Origin of the sequence: Dyella solisilvae (assembly GCF_003351225.1) — a bacterium.
GTDB classification, from domain to species: Bacteria; Pseudomonadota; Gammaproteobacteria; order Xanthomonadales; family Rhodanobacteraceae; genus Dyella; species Dyella solisilvae.
This window is the reverse complement of sequence record NZ_QQSY01000002.1, coordinates 519,029-534,691: the sequence shown is the minus strand read 5'-3', so window position 1 is coordinate 534,691 and position 15,663 is coordinate 519,029. Positions and strand designations below refer to the sequence as shown.

15 protein-coding genes are annotated in these 15,663 nt (G+C 60.6%); 9 read left to right on the top strand and 6 right to left on the bottom strand.

All coding sequences use genetic code 11. From position 1 onward, the window contains the following. Window positions 1–234: 234 nt before the first annotated feature. Together DVT68_RS09615 and DVT68_RS09610 are read left to right on the top strand one after the other, a co-directional pair. Entirely contained in the window at window positions 235–804 is a 570-nt protein-coding gene (locus DVT68_RS09615; protein ID WP_114824852.1) for a hypothetical protein, read from the top strand. 165 nt (window positions 805–969) lie between these two features. After that, window positions 970–1,536 carry a hypothetical protein gene (locus tag DVT68_RS09610; RefSeq protein ID WP_114824851.1) on the top strand — a complete coding sequence of 189 codons (567 nt, stop codon included), beginning with the start codon at window positions 970–972 and terminating at the stop codon, window positions 1,534–1,536. 217 nt (window positions 1,537–1,753) lie between these two features. Here the strand turns inward: DVT68_RS09610 and DVT68_RS09605 are convergent, their stop codons facing one another. Beyond that, window positions 1,754–2,062, bottom strand: a complete 309-nt coding sequence (locus tag DVT68_RS09605) for a hypothetical protein (RefSeq protein WP_147281699.1) — start codon at window positions 2,060–2,062, stop codon at window positions 1,754–1,756. Between the two features lie 215 nt (window positions 2,063–2,277). Between DVT68_RS09605 and DVT68_RS09600 the strand changes: the two genes are divergently transcribed. Together DVT68_RS09600 and DVT68_RS09595 are read left to right on the top strand one after the other, a co-directional pair. After that, window positions 2,278–2,628 (top strand): hypothetical protein, encoded by a 351-nt coding sequence (locus tag DVT68_RS09600; protein WP_114824849.1) that lies wholly within the window; start codon window positions 2,278–2,280, stop codon window positions 2,626–2,628. Window positions 2,629–3,596: 968 nt separating this feature from the next. After that, window positions 3,597–4,445 carry a hypothetical protein gene (locus tag DVT68_RS09595; RefSeq protein ID WP_114825324.1) on the top strand — a complete coding sequence of 283 codons (849 nt, stop codon included), beginning with the start codon at window positions 3,597–3,599 and terminating at the stop codon, window positions 4,443–4,445. A gap of 448 nt (window positions 4,446–4,893) precedes the next feature. Here the strand turns inward: DVT68_RS09595 and DVT68_RS09590 are convergent, their stop codons facing one another. Then, on the bottom strand, window positions 4,894–5,169 hold the full coding sequence (locus DVT68_RS09590) for a hypothetical protein (protein ID WP_114825323.1): 276 nt from the start codon (window positions 5,167–5,169) through the stop codon (window positions 4,894–4,896). A 99-nt stretch (window positions 5,170–5,268) separates the two neighbouring features. Between DVT68_RS09590 and DVT68_RS09585 the strand changes: the two genes are divergently transcribed. Beyond that, window positions 5,269–5,799 carry an SRPBCC family protein gene (locus tag DVT68_RS09585; protein ID WP_233523416.1) on the top strand — a complete coding sequence of 177 codons (531 nt, stop codon included), beginning with the start codon at window positions 5,269–5,271 and terminating at the stop codon, window positions 5,797–5,799. 304 nt (window positions 5,800–6,103) lie between these two features. Here DVT68_RS09585 and DVT68_RS09580 read toward each other — a convergent pair whose 3' ends face one another. Continuing rightward, a complete protein-coding gene (locus tag DVT68_RS09580) occupies window positions 6,104–7,612 on the bottom strand; it encodes a M20/M25/M40 family metallo-hydrolase (protein WP_158543482.1) in 1,509 nt (502 codons plus the stop codon). 378 nt (window positions 7,613–7,990) lie between these two features. Between DVT68_RS09580 and DVT68_RS09575 the strand changes: the two genes are divergently transcribed. Continuing rightward, window positions 7,991–8,908 (top strand): alpha/beta fold hydrolase, encoded by a 918-nt coding sequence (locus DVT68_RS09575; protein ID WP_114824846.1) that lies wholly within the window; start codon window positions 7,991–7,993, stop codon window positions 8,906–8,908. 229 nt (window positions 8,909–9,137) lie between these two features. Here DVT68_RS09575 and DVT68_RS09570 read toward each other — a convergent pair whose 3' ends face one another. Next, window positions 9,138–10,562 (bottom strand): M20/M25/M40 family metallo-hydrolase, encoded by a 1,425-nt coding sequence (locus tag DVT68_RS09570; RefSeq protein ID WP_114824845.1) that lies wholly within the window; start codon window positions 10,560–10,562, stop codon window positions 9,138–9,140. 363 nt (window positions 10,563–10,925) lie between these two features. Here DVT68_RS09570 and DVT68_RS09565 point away from each other — a divergent pair, with 363 nt between their 5' ends. Continuing rightward, complete coding sequence (locus DVT68_RS09565; protein WP_147281698.1) at window positions 10,926–11,576, top strand: hypothetical protein; 651 nt, start codon at window positions 10,926–10,928, stop codon at window positions 11,574–11,576. Window positions 11,577–11,824: 248 nt separating this feature from the next. On the opposite strand, the gene DVT68_RS09560 is transcribed toward DVT68_RS09565, so the two are convergent. Next, window positions 11,825–12,538 carry a hypothetical protein gene (locus DVT68_RS09560; protein ID WP_114824843.1) on the bottom strand — a complete coding sequence of 238 codons (714 nt, stop codon included), beginning with the start codon at window positions 12,536–12,538 and terminating at the stop codon, window positions 11,825–11,827. Between the two features lie 151 nt (window positions 12,539–12,689). On the opposite strand from DVT68_RS09560, the gene DVT68_RS09555 reads away from it, so the two are divergent. Together DVT68_RS09555 and DVT68_RS09550 are read left to right on the top strand one after the other, a co-directional pair. Further along, window positions 12,690–13,559 carry an energy transducer TonB gene (locus DVT68_RS09555; protein ID WP_114824842.1) on the top strand — a complete coding sequence of 290 codons (870 nt, stop codon included), beginning with the start codon at window positions 12,690–12,692 and terminating at the stop codon, window positions 13,557–13,559. A 159-nt stretch (window positions 13,560–13,718) separates the two neighbouring features. Then, complete coding sequence (locus tag DVT68_RS09550; protein WP_114824841.1) at window positions 13,719–14,285, top strand: RDD family protein; 567 nt, start codon at window positions 13,719–13,721, stop codon at window positions 14,283–14,285. Window positions 14,286–14,438: 153 nt separating this feature from the next. On the opposite strand, the gene DVT68_RS09545 is transcribed toward DVT68_RS09550, so the two are convergent. Beyond that, window positions 14,439–15,287, bottom strand: coding sequence for a transporter (locus DVT68_RS09545; protein ID WP_114824840.1), 849 nt, complete (start codon window positions 15,285–15,287; stop codon window positions 14,439–14,441). Between the last annotated feature and the right edge of the window lie 376 nt (window positions 15,288–15,663).

The following is a 15,663-nucleotide window of genomic DNA, read 5'->3' as shown; positions in this document are numbered from 1 at the left end:
GCGAGTAAGCGATGGGCCACTTTGGGCGTGGTTTCGGGTGCGCCCGGTTGAAGGCATGCGGTCAGAGCTGGCATCTTCCGCAATGTCCGCTCCCGACCCAGGGCGGATCTTCCCCAAAGCTTGCCTTCGCAAGATGTATCGACGGCCCGCGACCGGTTTCTGAGCTAGCGGGCGTTGCCCAGAATTGATGGCGCTTGATACGTTGCCATCTCCACAAACTGTTGAGGAGTCCCGATGGATTCGACGAGCCAGGCAGTTTATGAAAGCCGTATCGAACGCTTGGAGCATTCACTGCGCCGCACGCAATGGACCGTCCTTGGCCTGTTGATAGCTGTCATTGCGCTCGGCCTCTCCTGGTACGGGGGCGGCGGCATAGCGCAGCGCCAGATCACGGCCAAGCGCGTCGTGGTGGTCGACGACTCCGGAGCCGTGCGTATCAGGCTTGGGCAGGACACGCAGGACACCAAGCGAGCCAGTCGCGCCGCCGGTGTCGTTCTTTATGACAAGACGGGCCACGAGCGCGGCGGCATGGCGACCATGGACAACGGCCGCGTGGCTCTCGGTTTAGACGCGCCCAATGTGCCTGACGGTAAGGAGTCAGATCGTGTTGGCATGATGGTGGACGCGAAGGGCCACGTCATGTTTGCTGTTGCGGACAATCAAGGCATTCCCGTTGTCATGATGAAGTCTGCCGATGCAGGTGGAACATTGCAGGTTATGGCCGCTACGCCCGACCAGAAGCAAGTCGACGTACGGACGCTTGGGGTGAAAGGCGATACTCAGTCAACGATGGGTGGCGGCTGATAGCACCCAATGTCCGTTTCCGACCCGGAACAAACTTTGAGTTTTTGTGGCGAGGGGCGCCGTATGTATCTTCATCGCCCCCTTGTTTGCCGGGCTGAAGTTCAAAAGCGTTGTCTAGGGAAAAGACCAATCAGGGGAACCACGCTCATGCGGATACCAACGGGGATGGCGGCGGTTCTGGTGGCTCTCGCGCTGCAGGGATGCGCAGAAACACCGGCAGTACTCAGTAGGACTGAACAGCAATCGCTAAAAGCGATGAAGTTGTTCGGTGAAGACGCCAGTCCACGTTTCACTGCGTATTTGTCTTGTACAAGCGAAGACGAAAGCTGCGCCACGGTGAACAAGCTCTTCTCAGAATGGGCGAATAAGCGACAGATCACGCTTCACCTTATAGAGCCTGACGACACTATCTTCAAAGGCGTAGCCGTCTCGTCGAGTAAGGCGGTGAGTGAACCTTACCGCCTTGCCATCCAAATCAACACACTGCTGGCGCCCAGCTTCTTCCAGCTCAGGGGCGGTACCTATCCCATCGGCGGCTACTATCCACCCCGGGTCGGCTACCGAGGGACTGTCTACGTTGTAGATGCGAGGACAGGTGCGATCCTTCAGGAGTTTCCTGTCCATCATGAGATTACGGCTAATCCCAATGACACTGCCAACGGATACATTCAGACCGTAGTGGGTGCGCTTATCGCCAACCTTGACCCAACGTACCGGATATCGGACCGGTAGGGCGTAGCAAGGGCTTTTTCATGTCCGTGCAGTGGAGCTTTCTGTGTTGGGTCCGTCCGCTTCTGATCCAAAGCGGCCTTTCGTGGCAGTCAAAGTTGAGCAACAGAAGCAGGGCGCCCAATACCAGCGCCCTGCTCTGAGCGTCCCAAACAGTGTTCCGCCATCACCAGTGTGTGCAGCAATGACCGCAGGTGGCGGAGGCGCTATCAGCGTTGCCTTAGAAGTGGTGAATTGCCCACATGACGAACACGCTGAGGAATGCCACGGTTGAGAGGACGTTGATGATGAATGATGCGGCCCATGTGCGTCTCTCGTTGGCTTGCTTCCGAAAGGCGTAAGCCAGGAAGGCACTAAACAGCGCTAGAAACAAGACGACCGCCGCGCCACCGGGCCCATTGGCCTTCCAAGACGGACTGTCGGAAGGTACGCCCATGGTGCCGAAGAAAAGCCCAACACCAAGCAGCAACAACACGCCCGATGCGGTCACATTGAAGAAGCCGCGAATTGCTCTGGCAATCATTTCCATGATCCTGCCCCCGAAGAGAAGCGGCCGGCACCCATTGCCGGCCGCCCAATCATGCCACTGTAGGTTGCCGTAGCCACACACGAAGTCCTGCCGTCTGGGCGGCCAGTGGCAGAGCGTTTCCAGTTCTATACTGGATACGTCTGCTTCCGACCCAGCGCGGACATAATCGCATCGGCCTCGGGGGAGGCCTGCAAATAATCAAAAGGGGAACCCTGATGCCGTGGTTTGATCTGCGCTGGCTCACACTTGAGTCGCTCAAGGCGGAGTGGGCGAGAAAGGACATACGCGCCTGGTTGTTCGGCGTAGTCACCACAGTCGTGGTCTTGCTCCTTTCTTGCCACCCGGAAGCTCTTCCCACTGCGCTCTACATAGACTCCGTTGGCGTCGAGGCATTCTTGGCTCTGCTGGAGCTGCAATTGGTGGTGGGGTTGTTGCTCTACCGGGAGCAAATCGTGATGCTCTTCAATGCGATCTATGCGTCGGACGATGTGAGCGGCACCGCGCTTCGGAAGGCCGTAGCCATTCCGCGCTACTCCTTGGCTGCCATCAAGGGCGATTTTCGCTAACAGCTATGTCTGCCGATTCGGATGCTTGGCAGTCTGCAGCGCAAGGTCTGCTTCCGAACCGAAGCGGCCCTAAAATCATTGCGCCCCATTTTGAATCAGGCCACGACGTGCACCGGGGAATGGGGCGGTTGAGCATGTCACGGGACGCCGTTTCGATCTGGTCCGAAGAGGCGCCGGACGGTCGGTTCGTTGGCTGTTATCGAGTACGGCATCAAGGCATAGAGATCGCTCAGGATCGGACGACTCGTGCCTGTGCGACAAGGCATAAGGCGGAAGAGTCAGCGCGAAGTGTGGCAAGCCTCGTCAGGGATGCCCGCCGGCGCTGTAAGTGCGTTGCGCCACTGACCCGGGCGGAATGCGGTCCGCGTCAGGCGTGACGACGTGCTTCTGCTGAGTCGTGCGACGCCAGCCCTGGTTCTGCTTCCGGCCGGAAGCCATGAGATGGATCCCCCCGGCCCCGTCATCCATGGGGCCAGGCTGGAGTTGCGGTTCACTCGTCAATGGCAAAGCGGACACACTTGATTGATGAGCGGCGCCCACGATCGACAACGGGATTATTCATATGCCCCCGCGATCGGGCAACGTTGCCAATTCGACTGCGCGACGTTGGACGCAATCGGCTTGTGTTCGGCGATGTAACGGCTCTGATACACCTGCGTCTCAGTGAACTCGCCGCGTTCAAGTATTCGGGCAATGTATTGAATGTGAAGCGCATGCTGCCGGGCTATCCATGTGTGTTCCAGAGATCGTCGTCGGAGGCGTGTAACAACCTTGAATCGCTTTCGCACGGTGTAGCCAACGCAAAGCCAGACTCGCCCATCAATAGTTGGCGCAAGCGACTGATTTGAAGGCTATCGCGCGCACCCGTGAGTCATACCTGGGGCTGGCATGCAAGTTGCCAAAACATCGCGCTGGGCGTTGAGCACCAGCATCCCAGGGGGCCTCGCATCGCTTCTGGAGCAATGACCATGCGTAAGACTCTTCTTGCAACCGCGATCATGCTGGGAATGGGGTTGGCACTCCCTGCCATGGCGGGCACCAACACCAGCAACTCAGCTGGCGACTTCAGTGTCATCGTCAACGCCAGCGCCAACACCGAGAGCTACACCAACACCGACTCGTTCAATAACAACGTCGCCGAATCCAACAGCACCTTGTCGGGTTCAGTGAGCAACGTGGGCGTATGGAGTATCGGCAATGACGTGACCAACAACGGCAACGCGAATGGCGGCCGCGGTGGCCACGGTGGCGGCGGCTATGGTGGTGATGGCCATGGCGGTAAGGCAGCATCGGGTAGCATCGGCGGCGACGCCAGCTCGAGCAGCGGCGCCGGCGGTTCAGCTGACTCCGCCAGCGGCGACGCTCTGGCCGGTAGCCGCTCGTCCGGTGCAGGTGCGCACTCGCATTCGGGCGCCGCAAGCGAGGGTGGCTACAATGGGAACGACGGCACAGCCACCTCGGGCAACAGCAGCTCGGCCGGTGGTTTCAGTGCGTCCAACACGGCTGCCGCTTCCACCGGCACGTCGTCCGCTACGGGCGGAGCCACGGGGGCCAGCGGCACGGCGACCGGAGGCGCTGGAGGCGCCGGTGGCACGGGTGGCGCGGGCACTGGCGGCAGTGGCGCGGGCGGCGCGGGTGCCGCGGGTGGCAACGGCGGCACGGCCTATGCCGATGGCGGCTCCTTCGACATGTCCAACCAGATGAACGGTTCAGCCGCTGCGGCGGCCGGGATTTCGATCCTGGCGCAGAACAGTGGCGCGGCCGCCCTGGTGCAGCAGAGCGTGAATGTTCAGAGCAACCTGAACTTTGCACACTGAGTTGCGATGACACGGCACGGCGGGGCCTGAGTGCTCCGCTGTGCCGGGTTGTTGCCCTCGGGCATGATTGGGCGATCTTGACGCTTGACGCCACCTCGCCGCGGCGACCGTTCCGCGGCGAGAAGGTTGACTGCTGCTCGCCGAACGGAACGGAAGTGTGGGATAGCTATAGGCAGCAGTGCGGAACGGCTGCCATGGAGTCCACTTCCTTCGGGCGTTGTTTCATGCGCATGCATGCTCAGACGCCGAGCGTACTCAGGTTCGTCGGCATGGAAACCAGGAGTTTTGTATTGAACGAAGCGTCCGCTTCCGATCCAAAGCGGACTGTTCGCGCCGTTCATGGTGTGAAGGTTTGCTTTTGCGAAGCGATCGTGTCGATCGCCGTCCCGGCCCGTTCACGGCCCGAATCTAGTCGTAACGCGATGGCTGCGTCATCGTGCGACACTGGTCATTCGCGCAACTTATGGCTGTCAGCAGCGGTGAGGTCGAGATCGTAGATACGTTTGAGATCGGTGACCTTCTTTAACGTAGCTGCTGAAAAAGGCGGCTTGTTCTCTAAAGCGTGCAGTGCAATACCTTCCAGCAAGTCACCCAAGGACAAGTCGAGCGATTCGGCAAGACCTTTCAGCACCTTTAGTAGGCGCTTTTCCAAGCGGACGCCCGTCTGGATGCGTTCCACCTGGTGAGTGGGCGAATGGGTAGCAGATTTTTTTACGGAAGGCATGAGGTGCTCCATCTATGGCAGTGCCTGAGTATCGACTTGCCCCGATGACTGGATGTTGGTAGGTTGGTACCAATATACCAACGTAGGGTGCGCGCCGCCATGCTACGAATACCTGCCAAAAAAGCCTGCCTCGCACAGGTCAGTTGCATCTTGGGACTGGCATTAACCGTCAATGGTGGCGCCATCGCCTCAGAACCTCATACCAATACGCGCAGCTTTCACCTGGACGCCTCGTGCGCGCGTGTATTTCCGCTTTTCACCGCCGTTGGCGAAAAGGAATGGGCGGATGGGTGGGATCCGAAGCAGTTGAGTGGGAGCGAGCATCGCGGCAGTGCGTTTCAGACGCGCCATCCCGACGGCCAGGTCACCACGTGGATCGTTGCGGAATACGACCCTGTCGCAGGTCGTGTCAGTTATGCGCGTCTTGCAGAAGGCTCCAACATCGGGCTGGTCGACGTGCGATGCACAAAGGATGGCAACGGCAGCGCCATTGACGTGACCTACACGCTGACGGGGTTGGGCCCCAAAGGCGAGGCATTCGCAACAACTTTCACTTCGGATGCGCATTACGCCGCCATGATCGACGAATGGCATCACGCGCTGATGAAGGCGCTTGCGGCAAAGCCCTGAAGCCTAGGGCGCGTTGGCTTCGGTGATCTCAGGCGCATGGGTGATATGCGGACGGTCCAGGCGATGGACTTGATGCTGCACCTGGGCGCCGGGGCGCCAAAACGTCGCAACAAAACTTTAGAGGCCAACGAAGAGTTCGTTTTGTATTTCGGCGAGCCATCGCGGACCCGACCAATGCGCACAGATGGGCGAAGACTCTGCTCTGATTCAGCGCGGCCAGAGAGATGTGCGTCAATCAAGCATTCGCGTGCGCCCGCTTACCTGGCGTTAACGGCTCAGTGCGAGAGGGCCCCTCGCTCGTGTTCTACCAGTTGAGTTCGGCGAGCATGGCGGCATAGGTTTCTATGCCGTCCCACAGATTCTGCAGTCGGGCGTTTTCATTGGCGGCGTGCTGGTTGTTGTCATGGTTGGCGATGGCCAGGCCGATCGCCGGAACGTCCAGTATCTTGGTGAAGAGGTAGATCGGAACGCTTCCTCCCATCATGGGAAGCACGGCGACGGGCCCGCCGGCGCGCTCTGCCGTGGCCAGCACGGCGCGCGAAGCGGGGTTGGTCATATCGACGCGGTAGCCGGGGTAACCGTCGCTCCAATCGAGCCTTAGAAGCTTGGATCTGGTGCTACGCGTAGGCTCATCGGGTTCTGCATGGAGCACTGTCCAGCCGAGGTCTTGCAGCCGTTTTTCCACCAGTTCGCGCACGTGTTCTGGTGTCTGGTCGGGAACAAGCCGGAAATCCAACCCCACCTCCGCGGTTGCCGGGATCGCGCGGGCGGGGCCGCCCGCTTTCAGGTCGACCACATTGAGCGCAGGGCGCATGGTGCTTGCGGTGAGACCGTCGTCGCTCTCACCACGGGCGATGCCGAATTCCCGCTTGAGCGACGGCTCAACGGATGGCAGCGCCGCGATGGCCGCTCGCTCGGCCGTTGTCAGCGGACGCACATCGCGATCAAAGCCAGGGATGCGGATGCTGCCGTCGGGTGCGCGTAAATCCATGACCAGCTCAGCCGCCTGGTAAGCCGGGTTGGGCGCCCAGTTGCCGTAATGGCCGCTGTGCAGCGGCCGGAGCGGCCCGTAGATGGTGGCCTTCAGGTCAAGCGAGCCCCGCGCGCCGAAGTAGAGGGTGCGCCGCCGCGATTGGTGCATGGGCCCATCGCCGATCAACCACAGGTCGGCAGCGAGCAGTGATCGATTCTGGCGAAGCAGGTCGGCCAGATGCGGTGAGCCTCGCTCCTCCTCACCCTCCCAGAACACCCTGACGTTGACGGAAGGTGCTCGCCCCACTGCCTTCAGCGCGTCAAAAGCCTGGAGGAACGCGACGATCGAGGACTTGTCGTCGCTGACGGCGCGACCGAACAGTCGCCACTCTGGATTGAAAGGTGGGCGAAGATGGCTCCAATCGAGAGCTGGCGCTTTCGGGCTCGCTTCGCTGCGCAGTACCGGCGCAAATGGATCCGTCTCCCACTCGGCGCGGTCGACGGGCTGGCCGTCGTAGTGCGCATAGAACACGACTGTCCGCCTGGCGCCGGGTGTGTTGAGTTCGCCATAGACGATCGCGGGAACGCCTTGGCCGCCTTGAAGTAGCTGCGCCTTGAAGCCGCGCTGTGACAGCTCGGTCTTCAGGCGATTGGCCATTGTCCCGAGGCCGGAGGCATCCGCGGCGATGCTGGGAATCGCCGTGAAGTCGGAAAGCTGCCGCACGACGACCGGCTCATATTCCATGCGCCACTGGCGGACCTGTCCGATCAGGCTGTCATCGGCATTTGCCGTCATGCAGGCGATGCCGCAAACGATGGAAAGGACGATTTCTTTCAGCATTGCCATGTCTCCCGCCAAACGGAAACGTTGCGCAGTTTCGACTAGTCCATGGAGCCGCAGCCACTCCGCGGCACGCACGAACATGCCATAAAACAAGTGACCGGTTGCCCCTGACGACGTGATTGAGAGGCCCTTGCCGTACCGGAGACTCAGTGGTGCGAGTGGGGCCGGCATCGGCAGCTCAAGCCTTCGCCGATGATAAACGTCCCGGGCTACTGCGGCAGGCCGCTGGCCGATGGAATCGTACGCGCGCCCCAGTGACTATCCCCCAGCGCCTGGAGCAGGGCCGATGGCAGCCCATAGGATTCGCACCACGTGGTTTCTAATAACAGGCAGGGGCATCATGTGGCGTGTAAACCGGGCCAGGGGTCCCTCGTCATGCAGGATGGCAGCGTCGCTCAATCGCATCGCCGGTCGGTAGAGGAATGGGCCAAAGCCGGACGCATGATCGATTATCGAGGGCACTCGATATTCGTACGGGATGCCGGAGCGCCAGGGGCTGAGCCTCTCGTGTTGATCCATGGCTTTCCCACGGCCTCCTGGGATTGGGAGGCGCTGTGGCCAGCGCTGACCCAGCGATTTCGCGTGTACACGCTGGACATGATCGGTTTTGGCCTCTCGGCGAAACCTGCGGGCTATACGTACTCGTTGATGGATCAAGCGACGCTCGTGGAGTCGTTCCTGTCCGCCGAAGGCGTGGCAAGGTTCCACTTGCTGGCCCATGACTATGGCGACACGGTGGCGCAAGAGTTGTTGGCGCGCCAGCAGGAGCCAGGCGCTCGTCCCACGCTGCTCAGCGTCGCATTCTTGAACGGCGGACTATTCCCCGAGACGCATCGGCCCGTGTTGGTCCAGAAACTGTTGCTTTCCCCGCTTGGGCCCCTCGTGACCCGGCTGACGACGCGCGCGAAAGTGGCCGAGAACATGCGCAGGATCTTTGGGCCCATGACTCAACCGGATGAAGCACTCATTGATGCTTTCTGGCAGTTGATGACACACAACAATGGCCTTGCGGTTGCACCCAAGCTGATTCGCTACATCGTTGAACGTCGCGAGCATCGCGAGCGTTGGGTTGGCGCCATGCAGCATGCCCAAATTCCACTCAAGCTCATCAACGGCGTGGCTGACCCCGTGTCGGGCCAACACATGGCGGCCCGCTATGAGGAATTGATTCCGCAACCTGACGTCACGCTATTGGAGAACGTCGGCCACTACCCGCAAATCGAGGCGCCAGACGCCGTCTTGGCCGCGTATTTGGCGTTCCGCCATCGGGTGGAACGGAACGCATCCACCTGAGGTAACAAAACGGCTGGAGCAGCGTGGACTTTGTCTTGAGGAGGAAAGTGAGCCTGGACTTCCGCTTCGGAAGCCGATGGGCATCTGCTTGGTCGAGGCTTCGAGTAGGAGCGGCGGGCGCGCTTTCGACGCTAGTTGTCGAAACAAAAAAAGGCCGCCCCGTTTGGAGCGGCCTGTTATCAGAGACCCATCGTGACGTCAGCCGGGCATATCCGGCTTGCGGCCTCGCTTACATTGTCTCGGCGTAGGCCTTGACCAGATCAGTCAGGTAGTCGCGACCGACGTAGAGCGACTTGACCCAGATGCGCTCATTGAGGCCGTGGACGCCGTCGCCATCAGGGCCACCCCACAGGCCGGGAACACCGTAGGTCGGAATGCCGGCTGCTTCCAGAAAGAGGCCATCCGTGGCGCCGGTGGACATGGTCGGGATCACGGGCACACCCGGGAAATACTTGGCCGATAGCTGCTCGGCCGGACCCATGACCTTGGCGTCGAGCGGTGGCGGGACAGCCACCGGACGAATCGGCGGGACGGGAGTGATCTTGGCCTTGGGGTCGTTGATCGCTTTGGTGAGCGCGGCCTGCGTCGCGTCCACCGTGTTCCCGGGGAAAATGCGGCAGTTGATGTTGGCGGCCGCGCGCTGGGGCAGGGCGTTGTTGGCGTGGCCACCCTCGAGCAGGGTCGCCACACAGGTAGTGCGCAGCATGGAGTGATAGGTGCGGTCGGTGTTGACGATCGCCTCGGCCGCCTTGTCGGTCGGGTTCTTGGCGAGAGCCATCATGGCGCGGCCCATGTCATCGTTGCGGCTGGCGCCGACCTTGGCGAAGAAGGTCCGGGTGACGTCGGTCATCTGGACCGGGAACTCGTAGTCACGCACGGCGTGGATCGCGTCGGACAACTCGTAGATGGCGTTGTCGCGGATGGGGATGGAGCTGTGGCCGCCAGCGTTGGTGGTCTCGATCCGGAAATTCTGGGAGACCTTTTCGCCCACTTGCATGGTTTGGTCGATCAGCTTGCCCTTCGCGTCGGCGTCGCCGCCGCCGCCCTCGTTGAGGGCGAACTCGGCCGAGATCAGGTCGGGGCGGTTCTTGGTAAGCCACTGAGCTCCGTTGAAGGCCCACGTGGTCTCCTCACCGCAAGTGAGCGCCATCTTGATCGTGCGGTTGGGCTGGTAATGGTTCTGGCGAAAACGGGCCAGCATGTCGGTCCAGATCGCCGCCATGGATTTGTCGTCCGCGGCCCCGCGCGCGTAGAAGTAGCCGTTTTCCTCCACCAGCGTGAACGGATCGCGCGTCCAGTCCTCGCGCTTCGCCTCCACCACGTCGAGATGGGCGAGCAGAAGCATCGGCTTGGCCGTGGCGCTCTTGCCCGGGAGGACGGCCACCAGGCCGCCTTCCTTGGGGTGGTCAGGCGCGGTGAACAGCGTCACTTCCTTGTCGGCGAAACCGGCCGCCTTGAGCCTGGCCGCCATGCGTTGGGCGGCGAGCGTGCAACTGCCCGACGACAAGGTCGTGTTGGTTTCAACCAGCTCCTTGTACAGGGCGCGGAACTGGACCTGGTCGGGGCGCAGCGCGGGCGCGTCCGCCGCCAGAGTCTGGGCAGCGGTGACGCTGAGCGCGAGCGCCAGGAGCGGCACGTGAAAGCGACGGATCATGAAGCGAGTCCCCCTTCGGATGAATGTGGCGCCACTATGGGGCGCTTCTGACATGCCAGGTGATGCAGCGGCCTGACTGCCCCCCGTTTTGCCGGCTGGCACGTCCGCTTCCCTATTGTTTCGCTGATGGAGCTCAACTTCGCAAGCGGTCGGAAGGCGGATGCCACGCGCCGGATACAGAAGCCGGGTTCCAGCCGCCGCTACAGGCGCAGTAGCGCAGGGGGCTACCCTTGGCGCCGCCATCCATTTTGAGCGCTCCCCGATGTCCGCTTTCACGCCACCGCTAATGCTCTGGACCGCTATTCGCACGCATTGCTAGGATTCTCTCGGCCGCTTGGCCGGGGGATTCCAACTGGGGGAAACATGAAGAACGTGTGCTGTGCGGCGGCCATTGCCGTCGTTTTGAGTGGCTGTGTGTCTGCGCCAACCAAGTCGCTGGATGCAGGATCAACACTGCAGGGCAAGCGCGTTGTTGTTTCGGAATATGCAAAGCCGGACTTTTCTGCGATGACGCCCGGAAAGGCTGCGTTTGGCCTCTTTGGAGCCATGGCGATGATCAGCGCAGGCAATGAACTGGTGAAGTCGGAGAGTATCGAAGACCCGGCCATCGAGATCAGTCAACACCTCGCCAACGATATGGCGGCAAAACGATCGGCTACCGTTCTTCCTGCGTCGCACCAAATCGCCACCGACGACAATCCGGCTACCTTGGTCAAAATGTATCCTGGCGCTGATGTCATCCTGGACGTAAAGACCATCAATTGGATGTACAACTATTACCCGTCCAATTGGGGCAAGTATCACGTCAATTACGCGGCGCGTGTTCGCCTGATCGATGGCAAGACCGGTGCATTGGTCGCACAGCAATTGTGCAAAATCGATCCCACCGATCCCAATGACCCGCCGACGAACGATGCCCTTCGCGCGGATCATGCGGCGCTGCTGAAGCAGTTTCTTCACAAGGCCGCCAACAGTTGCGTCAGCGACGTGGAGCAGCAGGCTCTGAGAGTCTAAGGCGGCTACCTGGTCCTATAGGCATTCATCAGGTTGCGCCGAGTCGAATGCGGTGACTTGCGATATGTCAAAGCGTTCGACTCGGCCATTGATGAACTCCTCTCGCCGACCGGAAGCGAGGCTCGTGAAACTTCGGGCCGAAAGATTCGATGTTTGCGGCCGTTTCTATGTCCGCTGCCGACACGGAGCGGACGCTACGGGGAAGACAACGATTGTGCTGGCCGAGGACTCGGATGGGAGGTTCTCTTCTATTCCAAACTCCGCGACACCTCAGCCTGATCGTTGGACCACGCCGAATCAAAGCACTTACCTCTTTGCTGCACCTTTGATACCCAGTCGCCCCATGTCAGCTTAAGGTGGTCGTCGACGACGTGGATTCTCATGACTCGCGGCAGGTCCAGGGGCTCGGCCGTCTGGCCCTGATCTTGGTAGGCGCCGATCAGCACTGTTTCGTAGAGACCTGGCTGCGACTTTGTCCAGCAGAGTTCGAAGCCCCACATCTCTTTGCCTGCGTCGTTGACGACATCAAGCACCTGGCGGTCTTTCGTGTCGAGCAGCACCAACACCAGGCGCGGCCCCGAGGGTCGATCGTCGCGCTCCATCCAAAGGAGCAGTTGGCCCTCTCGGGGCACAGTCACTCCGAGGCCCTCGCAACCTCCCTCCGGGCTGGCAAATCCTTTGGACTGCGGAAAGAGGCCCGGCTTCAATCCAAGGTTGGTCGACGAACCATCAGGCCACGATGCCATCCCCAGCATGTCGTCCTCCGTGGCATCGCCACCGGCCGACGTAAAGGTGATGCTGGTGGGGCCTCCTGAAACCGAGCAAGGGGAGGTCCAGGACGAGCGAAAGTAGATGGGGACCGAGTTCAGGCCGCCTGCCGGCGCGGCTTGAGGCGGTTGGGCCACGGCTTGCACGCTCGCCCATGCCAGCAACAGGGCCACCCCGATCTTCCCGATTCCCATGAAGCCCCTCTCCACTGAGGTCCCGGCGAGAACCGCTCCACCGCTCGTTCCCGTATCCATGCTAGCGCAGCTCGCCGAGTTGTCTTACCTTCCGGCAGTCCGGGCGCCGCCGGCCGCGGTGCGCAGGGGAATCCAGGGGTAAGACTCGATCATGAAGCGCCAATTCGCTGTCGTGATGTTCGGCTGGTTGCTCGTCTGTGCGACCACGCTTGTGACCGCTGGGGAAGCGAAGACGGCAGAAGCCGTCCGAAAAACCGCCCAGGGTGGCATGCTGGTCACCGGCGCCATTGAGGTTAATCCCGATGGGTCCCTCCACAGCTACACGCTGGACCAACCTGAGAGGTTGCAGCCGGTCGTGACCGACGTGATCGGCAAAACACTGTCATCGTGGCACTTCAACATGTCTGCACCTACCACCGAGGTGGTAAAGACGAAGATCAGCCTTCGCATGGTGGCCAGGCCTCTGGGTGATGGCAGATTCAGCGTTGCCGTCGAAGGAGCATCTTTCGGCGAGTCGGGGAACCGTGACGAGCAGGTCTCCTACAAGAATCACCAGATTCAGCCGAAGTATCCCCGGGAAGCCATCAATGGTCGTGTGAGCGGCAAGGTCTATCTCCTGGTGCGCATTGGCCGAGACGGCACGGTGCAGGAAGCCATTGCGGAGCAGGTGAATCTTGACCAGTACGGTACCGAAGCGGAGATGGATCATTTCCGCAAAGTGCTTGCTGACGCGTCGCTGCAAGCTGCACATCACTGGACCTTCAACGTACCGACGAAGGGGCTGGAGATGGACGATCCGTACTATGTCGCCCGCATCCCTTGCACTTTTAGTCTGTACGGCACTGGGACGTCGGAGCCGAAGGGGTACGGCAAATGGCAGACCTATATTCCTGGGCCCCGCCAAACGGCGCCGTGGGTCGGCAAGGCGCTGGCGAACCAGTCGCCGGACGCGATGTCCGGGGACGACCTCCAAACAGGTGACCAGCGGATGCAACTGGCCACGCCGGTCGGTGGCGCCTGATCAAAGATGGGGACAGAGTTCAATTGTGCCTGTGCGCAGTAGTGACCTCTGACTCCCATCCGCCGCATGGGGTCCGCCTCCGACCCAAAGGGGATAGTCAGCATCTGTCTACGTTAGTGTCACTTTGCGCAAGAAGCCGGTTTCAACAGGGGAAAACAGATGCTCTACGCGACATTTTGGCAACGCTTAGGGGCGTTGCTCCTTGACTCTGTCTGCTATGTACCGATTCTGCTGCTCTCAATGCTTATCAGCAGCAACGGGCGCCATCTCTACCTCGCTTGCGCCGGGCTCGGAGTGCTTATCAACGTCTGGTTTTATATCTACCTTGTGAGGCGGTTCGGCGGCACGCCAGGGAAGCTGATGATGGGCCTCCAAATCGTGAAGGTGGATGGTTCGCCACTTAGCTATCGCGAAGCCGTGCTGCGTAACATTGTCGAGCTGTCGCTTACGGTGTTTGTCTCGACGGCGTTGAGTATCGGCGCGATGAGAATGACCGACGCCGAATATCTTTCGCTGGGCTGGCAGCAGCGCTTCGCGGAGCAATTGAGTCTGTCGCCCGGTTGGTACGTCTGGGCGGACGCCCTGTTTCGCATCTGGAATCTGAGCCTCCTCATCGTCATGTTGGCGAACAAGAAGCGCCGCACAAGCCACGATTTCCTTGCGGGCACGGCCGTCGTGAAACGGGTTCGAGATAAGCCATTCATTTCAACGGACGTTACTGCGTGAATTTCACTGCGCCTTAGACGTCCGCTTCCGGCCCGAAGCGGTTGTGGCGGAAGTCGGAGGTCGATGGATGGCCAGACGAGGGGAAGATGGCCGGGCCATTGCTGATATTTCAGCGGCCCGCCAGCCCAGGAATAGGCAGCTCTTCCAAGTCATTCAGAACGAATAGAACACCGTCGCACCAACACCCCAGTCTGGGCTACCAGCAGTGAAGCCCTTGGACACATAGGCCTTGGCCTTCCACGCGCGCGCAAACTTGTAGGCGTAGTAACCAGTGACTTCGTTTTGAGCAAAGCTCGTGCGTGAAGCCTTCTCCTGATAGTCGTAGTACGCGCCGAAGCTGCTCTTGTTGGTGAGCCTGTAATTGACGCCACCCGTGGCGGTCCACACGTCATTGAGTCGGATGTTCGGCGAGCTGCCAAGCCACGTGTAACCCACGCCGCCGGTCAGCGTGAGCTTGCCGAAGTTCTTGTAGAGGTCGACGTTGAAGCTGTAGTCGTTCTGCCCTGTGCCGAGGCCCTCGTTGGCGTTGGCGGTGCCGAATTTCACGGTACCCGTGAGATCGATGGTGAAGTCACTAGTGCTGTTGCTGAAGGCCGTGTAGGTGGCTGATGTGTCGATGTCGCCCATGCCCGATGCCGACGCAACGGAAACCGGCGGCGTCTGCGACGGCGGAACATTCTTCTTTTTATGGCCACGACGCTTGGGGTTCTTGTTCTCGACCTGACCTACGCCAGGAATCACGTTGTCCGGACCGCTGACGTAGATGTAGGGCAGGTCGACGCTGAATGACCAATCGCCGACATCGTAGCCAAGCGTCAGCGGCAGTTCGGCGATGTCCGTGTTCGACGATGCGCCGTATTTGCCTGATGAGTACGAGAGGCCTGCATCCAGACTGAAGGTTCCAGTGGCCTCCTTGTCGGGCGCACCATCGGCATGGGCCGACTGGGCCATCAGGCCGAGGGCGCCGAAGGCGCAAAGCGTGCTCGCTTTCCTGAGAATCATTTGGGTCCCCTGTGGCGTGGCAAAGCGGGAAGCCTCTGCGGGCCTCCTCGAGTTTTTTTCAAATGGACGATGAAACGGGCGCGTCGGTGACGGGCACGAACTAACTTCCCGCGCACACGCCGATGACAACGGTCAGCGCGGAAAACGCCTGCGTCTGCTTCTTGATGGTTGGCCCCTGGAAGATGGATCAATCACGTTCCGTCGAGGCGTCCTGGGGACCAGATGAACTCCGCACCTGCCATGTGGTGATGCAACAAAAGAAACTCACCGGATGGCCTCGCTCGCGGATATTGGCTGAGCATGAAGCGCAAGAAAAGAGCGTCGGGACCCACGGTGGGGTGGCCGCAAAAAAATGCTTTATCCGAGATTTAAAAAG

What these genes read in the sequence shown, in the direction of transcription:
- DVT68_RS09615 (WP_114824852.1), top strand. Translation starts at nt 235, where the DNA reads ATGGATTCGACGAGCCAGGCAGTTTATGAAAGCCGTATCGAACGCTTG.
- DVT68_RS09610 (WP_114824851.1), top strand. Translation starts at nt 970, where the DNA reads ATGGCGGCGGTTCTGGTGGCTCTCGCGCTGCAGGGATGCGCAGAAACA.
- DVT68_RS09605 (WP_147281699.1), bottom strand. Translation starts at nt 2,062, where the DNA reads ATGGAAATGATTGCCAGAGCAATTCGCGGCTTCTTCAATGTGACCGCA.
- DVT68_RS09600 (WP_114824849.1), top strand. Translation starts at nt 2,278, where the DNA reads ATGCCGTGGTTTGATCTGCGCTGGCTCACACTTGAGTCGCTCAAGGCG.
- DVT68_RS09595 (WP_114825324.1), top strand. Translation starts at nt 3,597, where the DNA reads ATGCGTAAGACTCTTCTTGCAACCGCGATCATGCTGGGAATGGGGTTG.
- DVT68_RS09590 (WP_114825323.1), bottom strand. Translation starts at nt 5,169, where the DNA reads ATGCCTTCCGTAAAAAAATCTGCTACCCATTCGCCCACTCACCAGGTG.
- DVT68_RS09585 (WP_233523416.1), top strand. Translation starts at nt 5,269, where the DNA reads ATGCTACGAATACCTGCCAAAAAAGCCTGCCTCGCACAGGTCAGTTGC.
- DVT68_RS09580 (WP_158543482.1), bottom strand. Translation starts at nt 7,612, where the DNA reads ATGCTGAAAGAAATCGTCCTTTCCATCGTTTGCGGCATCGCCTGCATG.
- DVT68_RS09575 (WP_114824846.1), top strand. Translation starts at nt 7,991, where the DNA reads ATGCAGGATGGCAGCGTCGCTCAATCGCATCGCCGGTCGGTAGAGGAA.
- DVT68_RS09570 (WP_114824845.1), bottom strand. Translation starts at nt 10,562, where the DNA reads ATGATCCGTCGCTTTCACGTGCCGCTCCTGGCGCTCGCGCTCAGCGTC.
- DVT68_RS09565 (WP_147281698.1), top strand. Translation starts at nt 10,926, where the DNA reads ATGAAGAACGTGTGCTGTGCGGCGGCCATTGCCGTCGTTTTGAGTGGC.
- DVT68_RS09560 (WP_114824843.1), bottom strand. Translation starts at nt 12,538, where the DNA reads ATGGGAATCGGGAAGATCGGGGTGGCCCTGTTGCTGGCATGGGCGAGC.
- DVT68_RS09555 (WP_114824842.1), top strand. Translation starts at nt 12,690, where the DNA reads ATGAAGCGCCAATTCGCTGTCGTGATGTTCGGCTGGTTGCTCGTCTGT.
- DVT68_RS09550 (WP_114824841.1), top strand. Translation starts at nt 13,719, where the DNA reads ATGCTCTACGCGACATTTTGGCAACGCTTAGGGGCGTTGCTCCTTGAC.
- DVT68_RS09545 (WP_114824840.1), bottom strand. Translation starts at nt 15,287, where the DNA reads ATGATTCTCAGGAAAGCGAGCACGCTTTGCGCCTTCGGCGCCCTCGGC.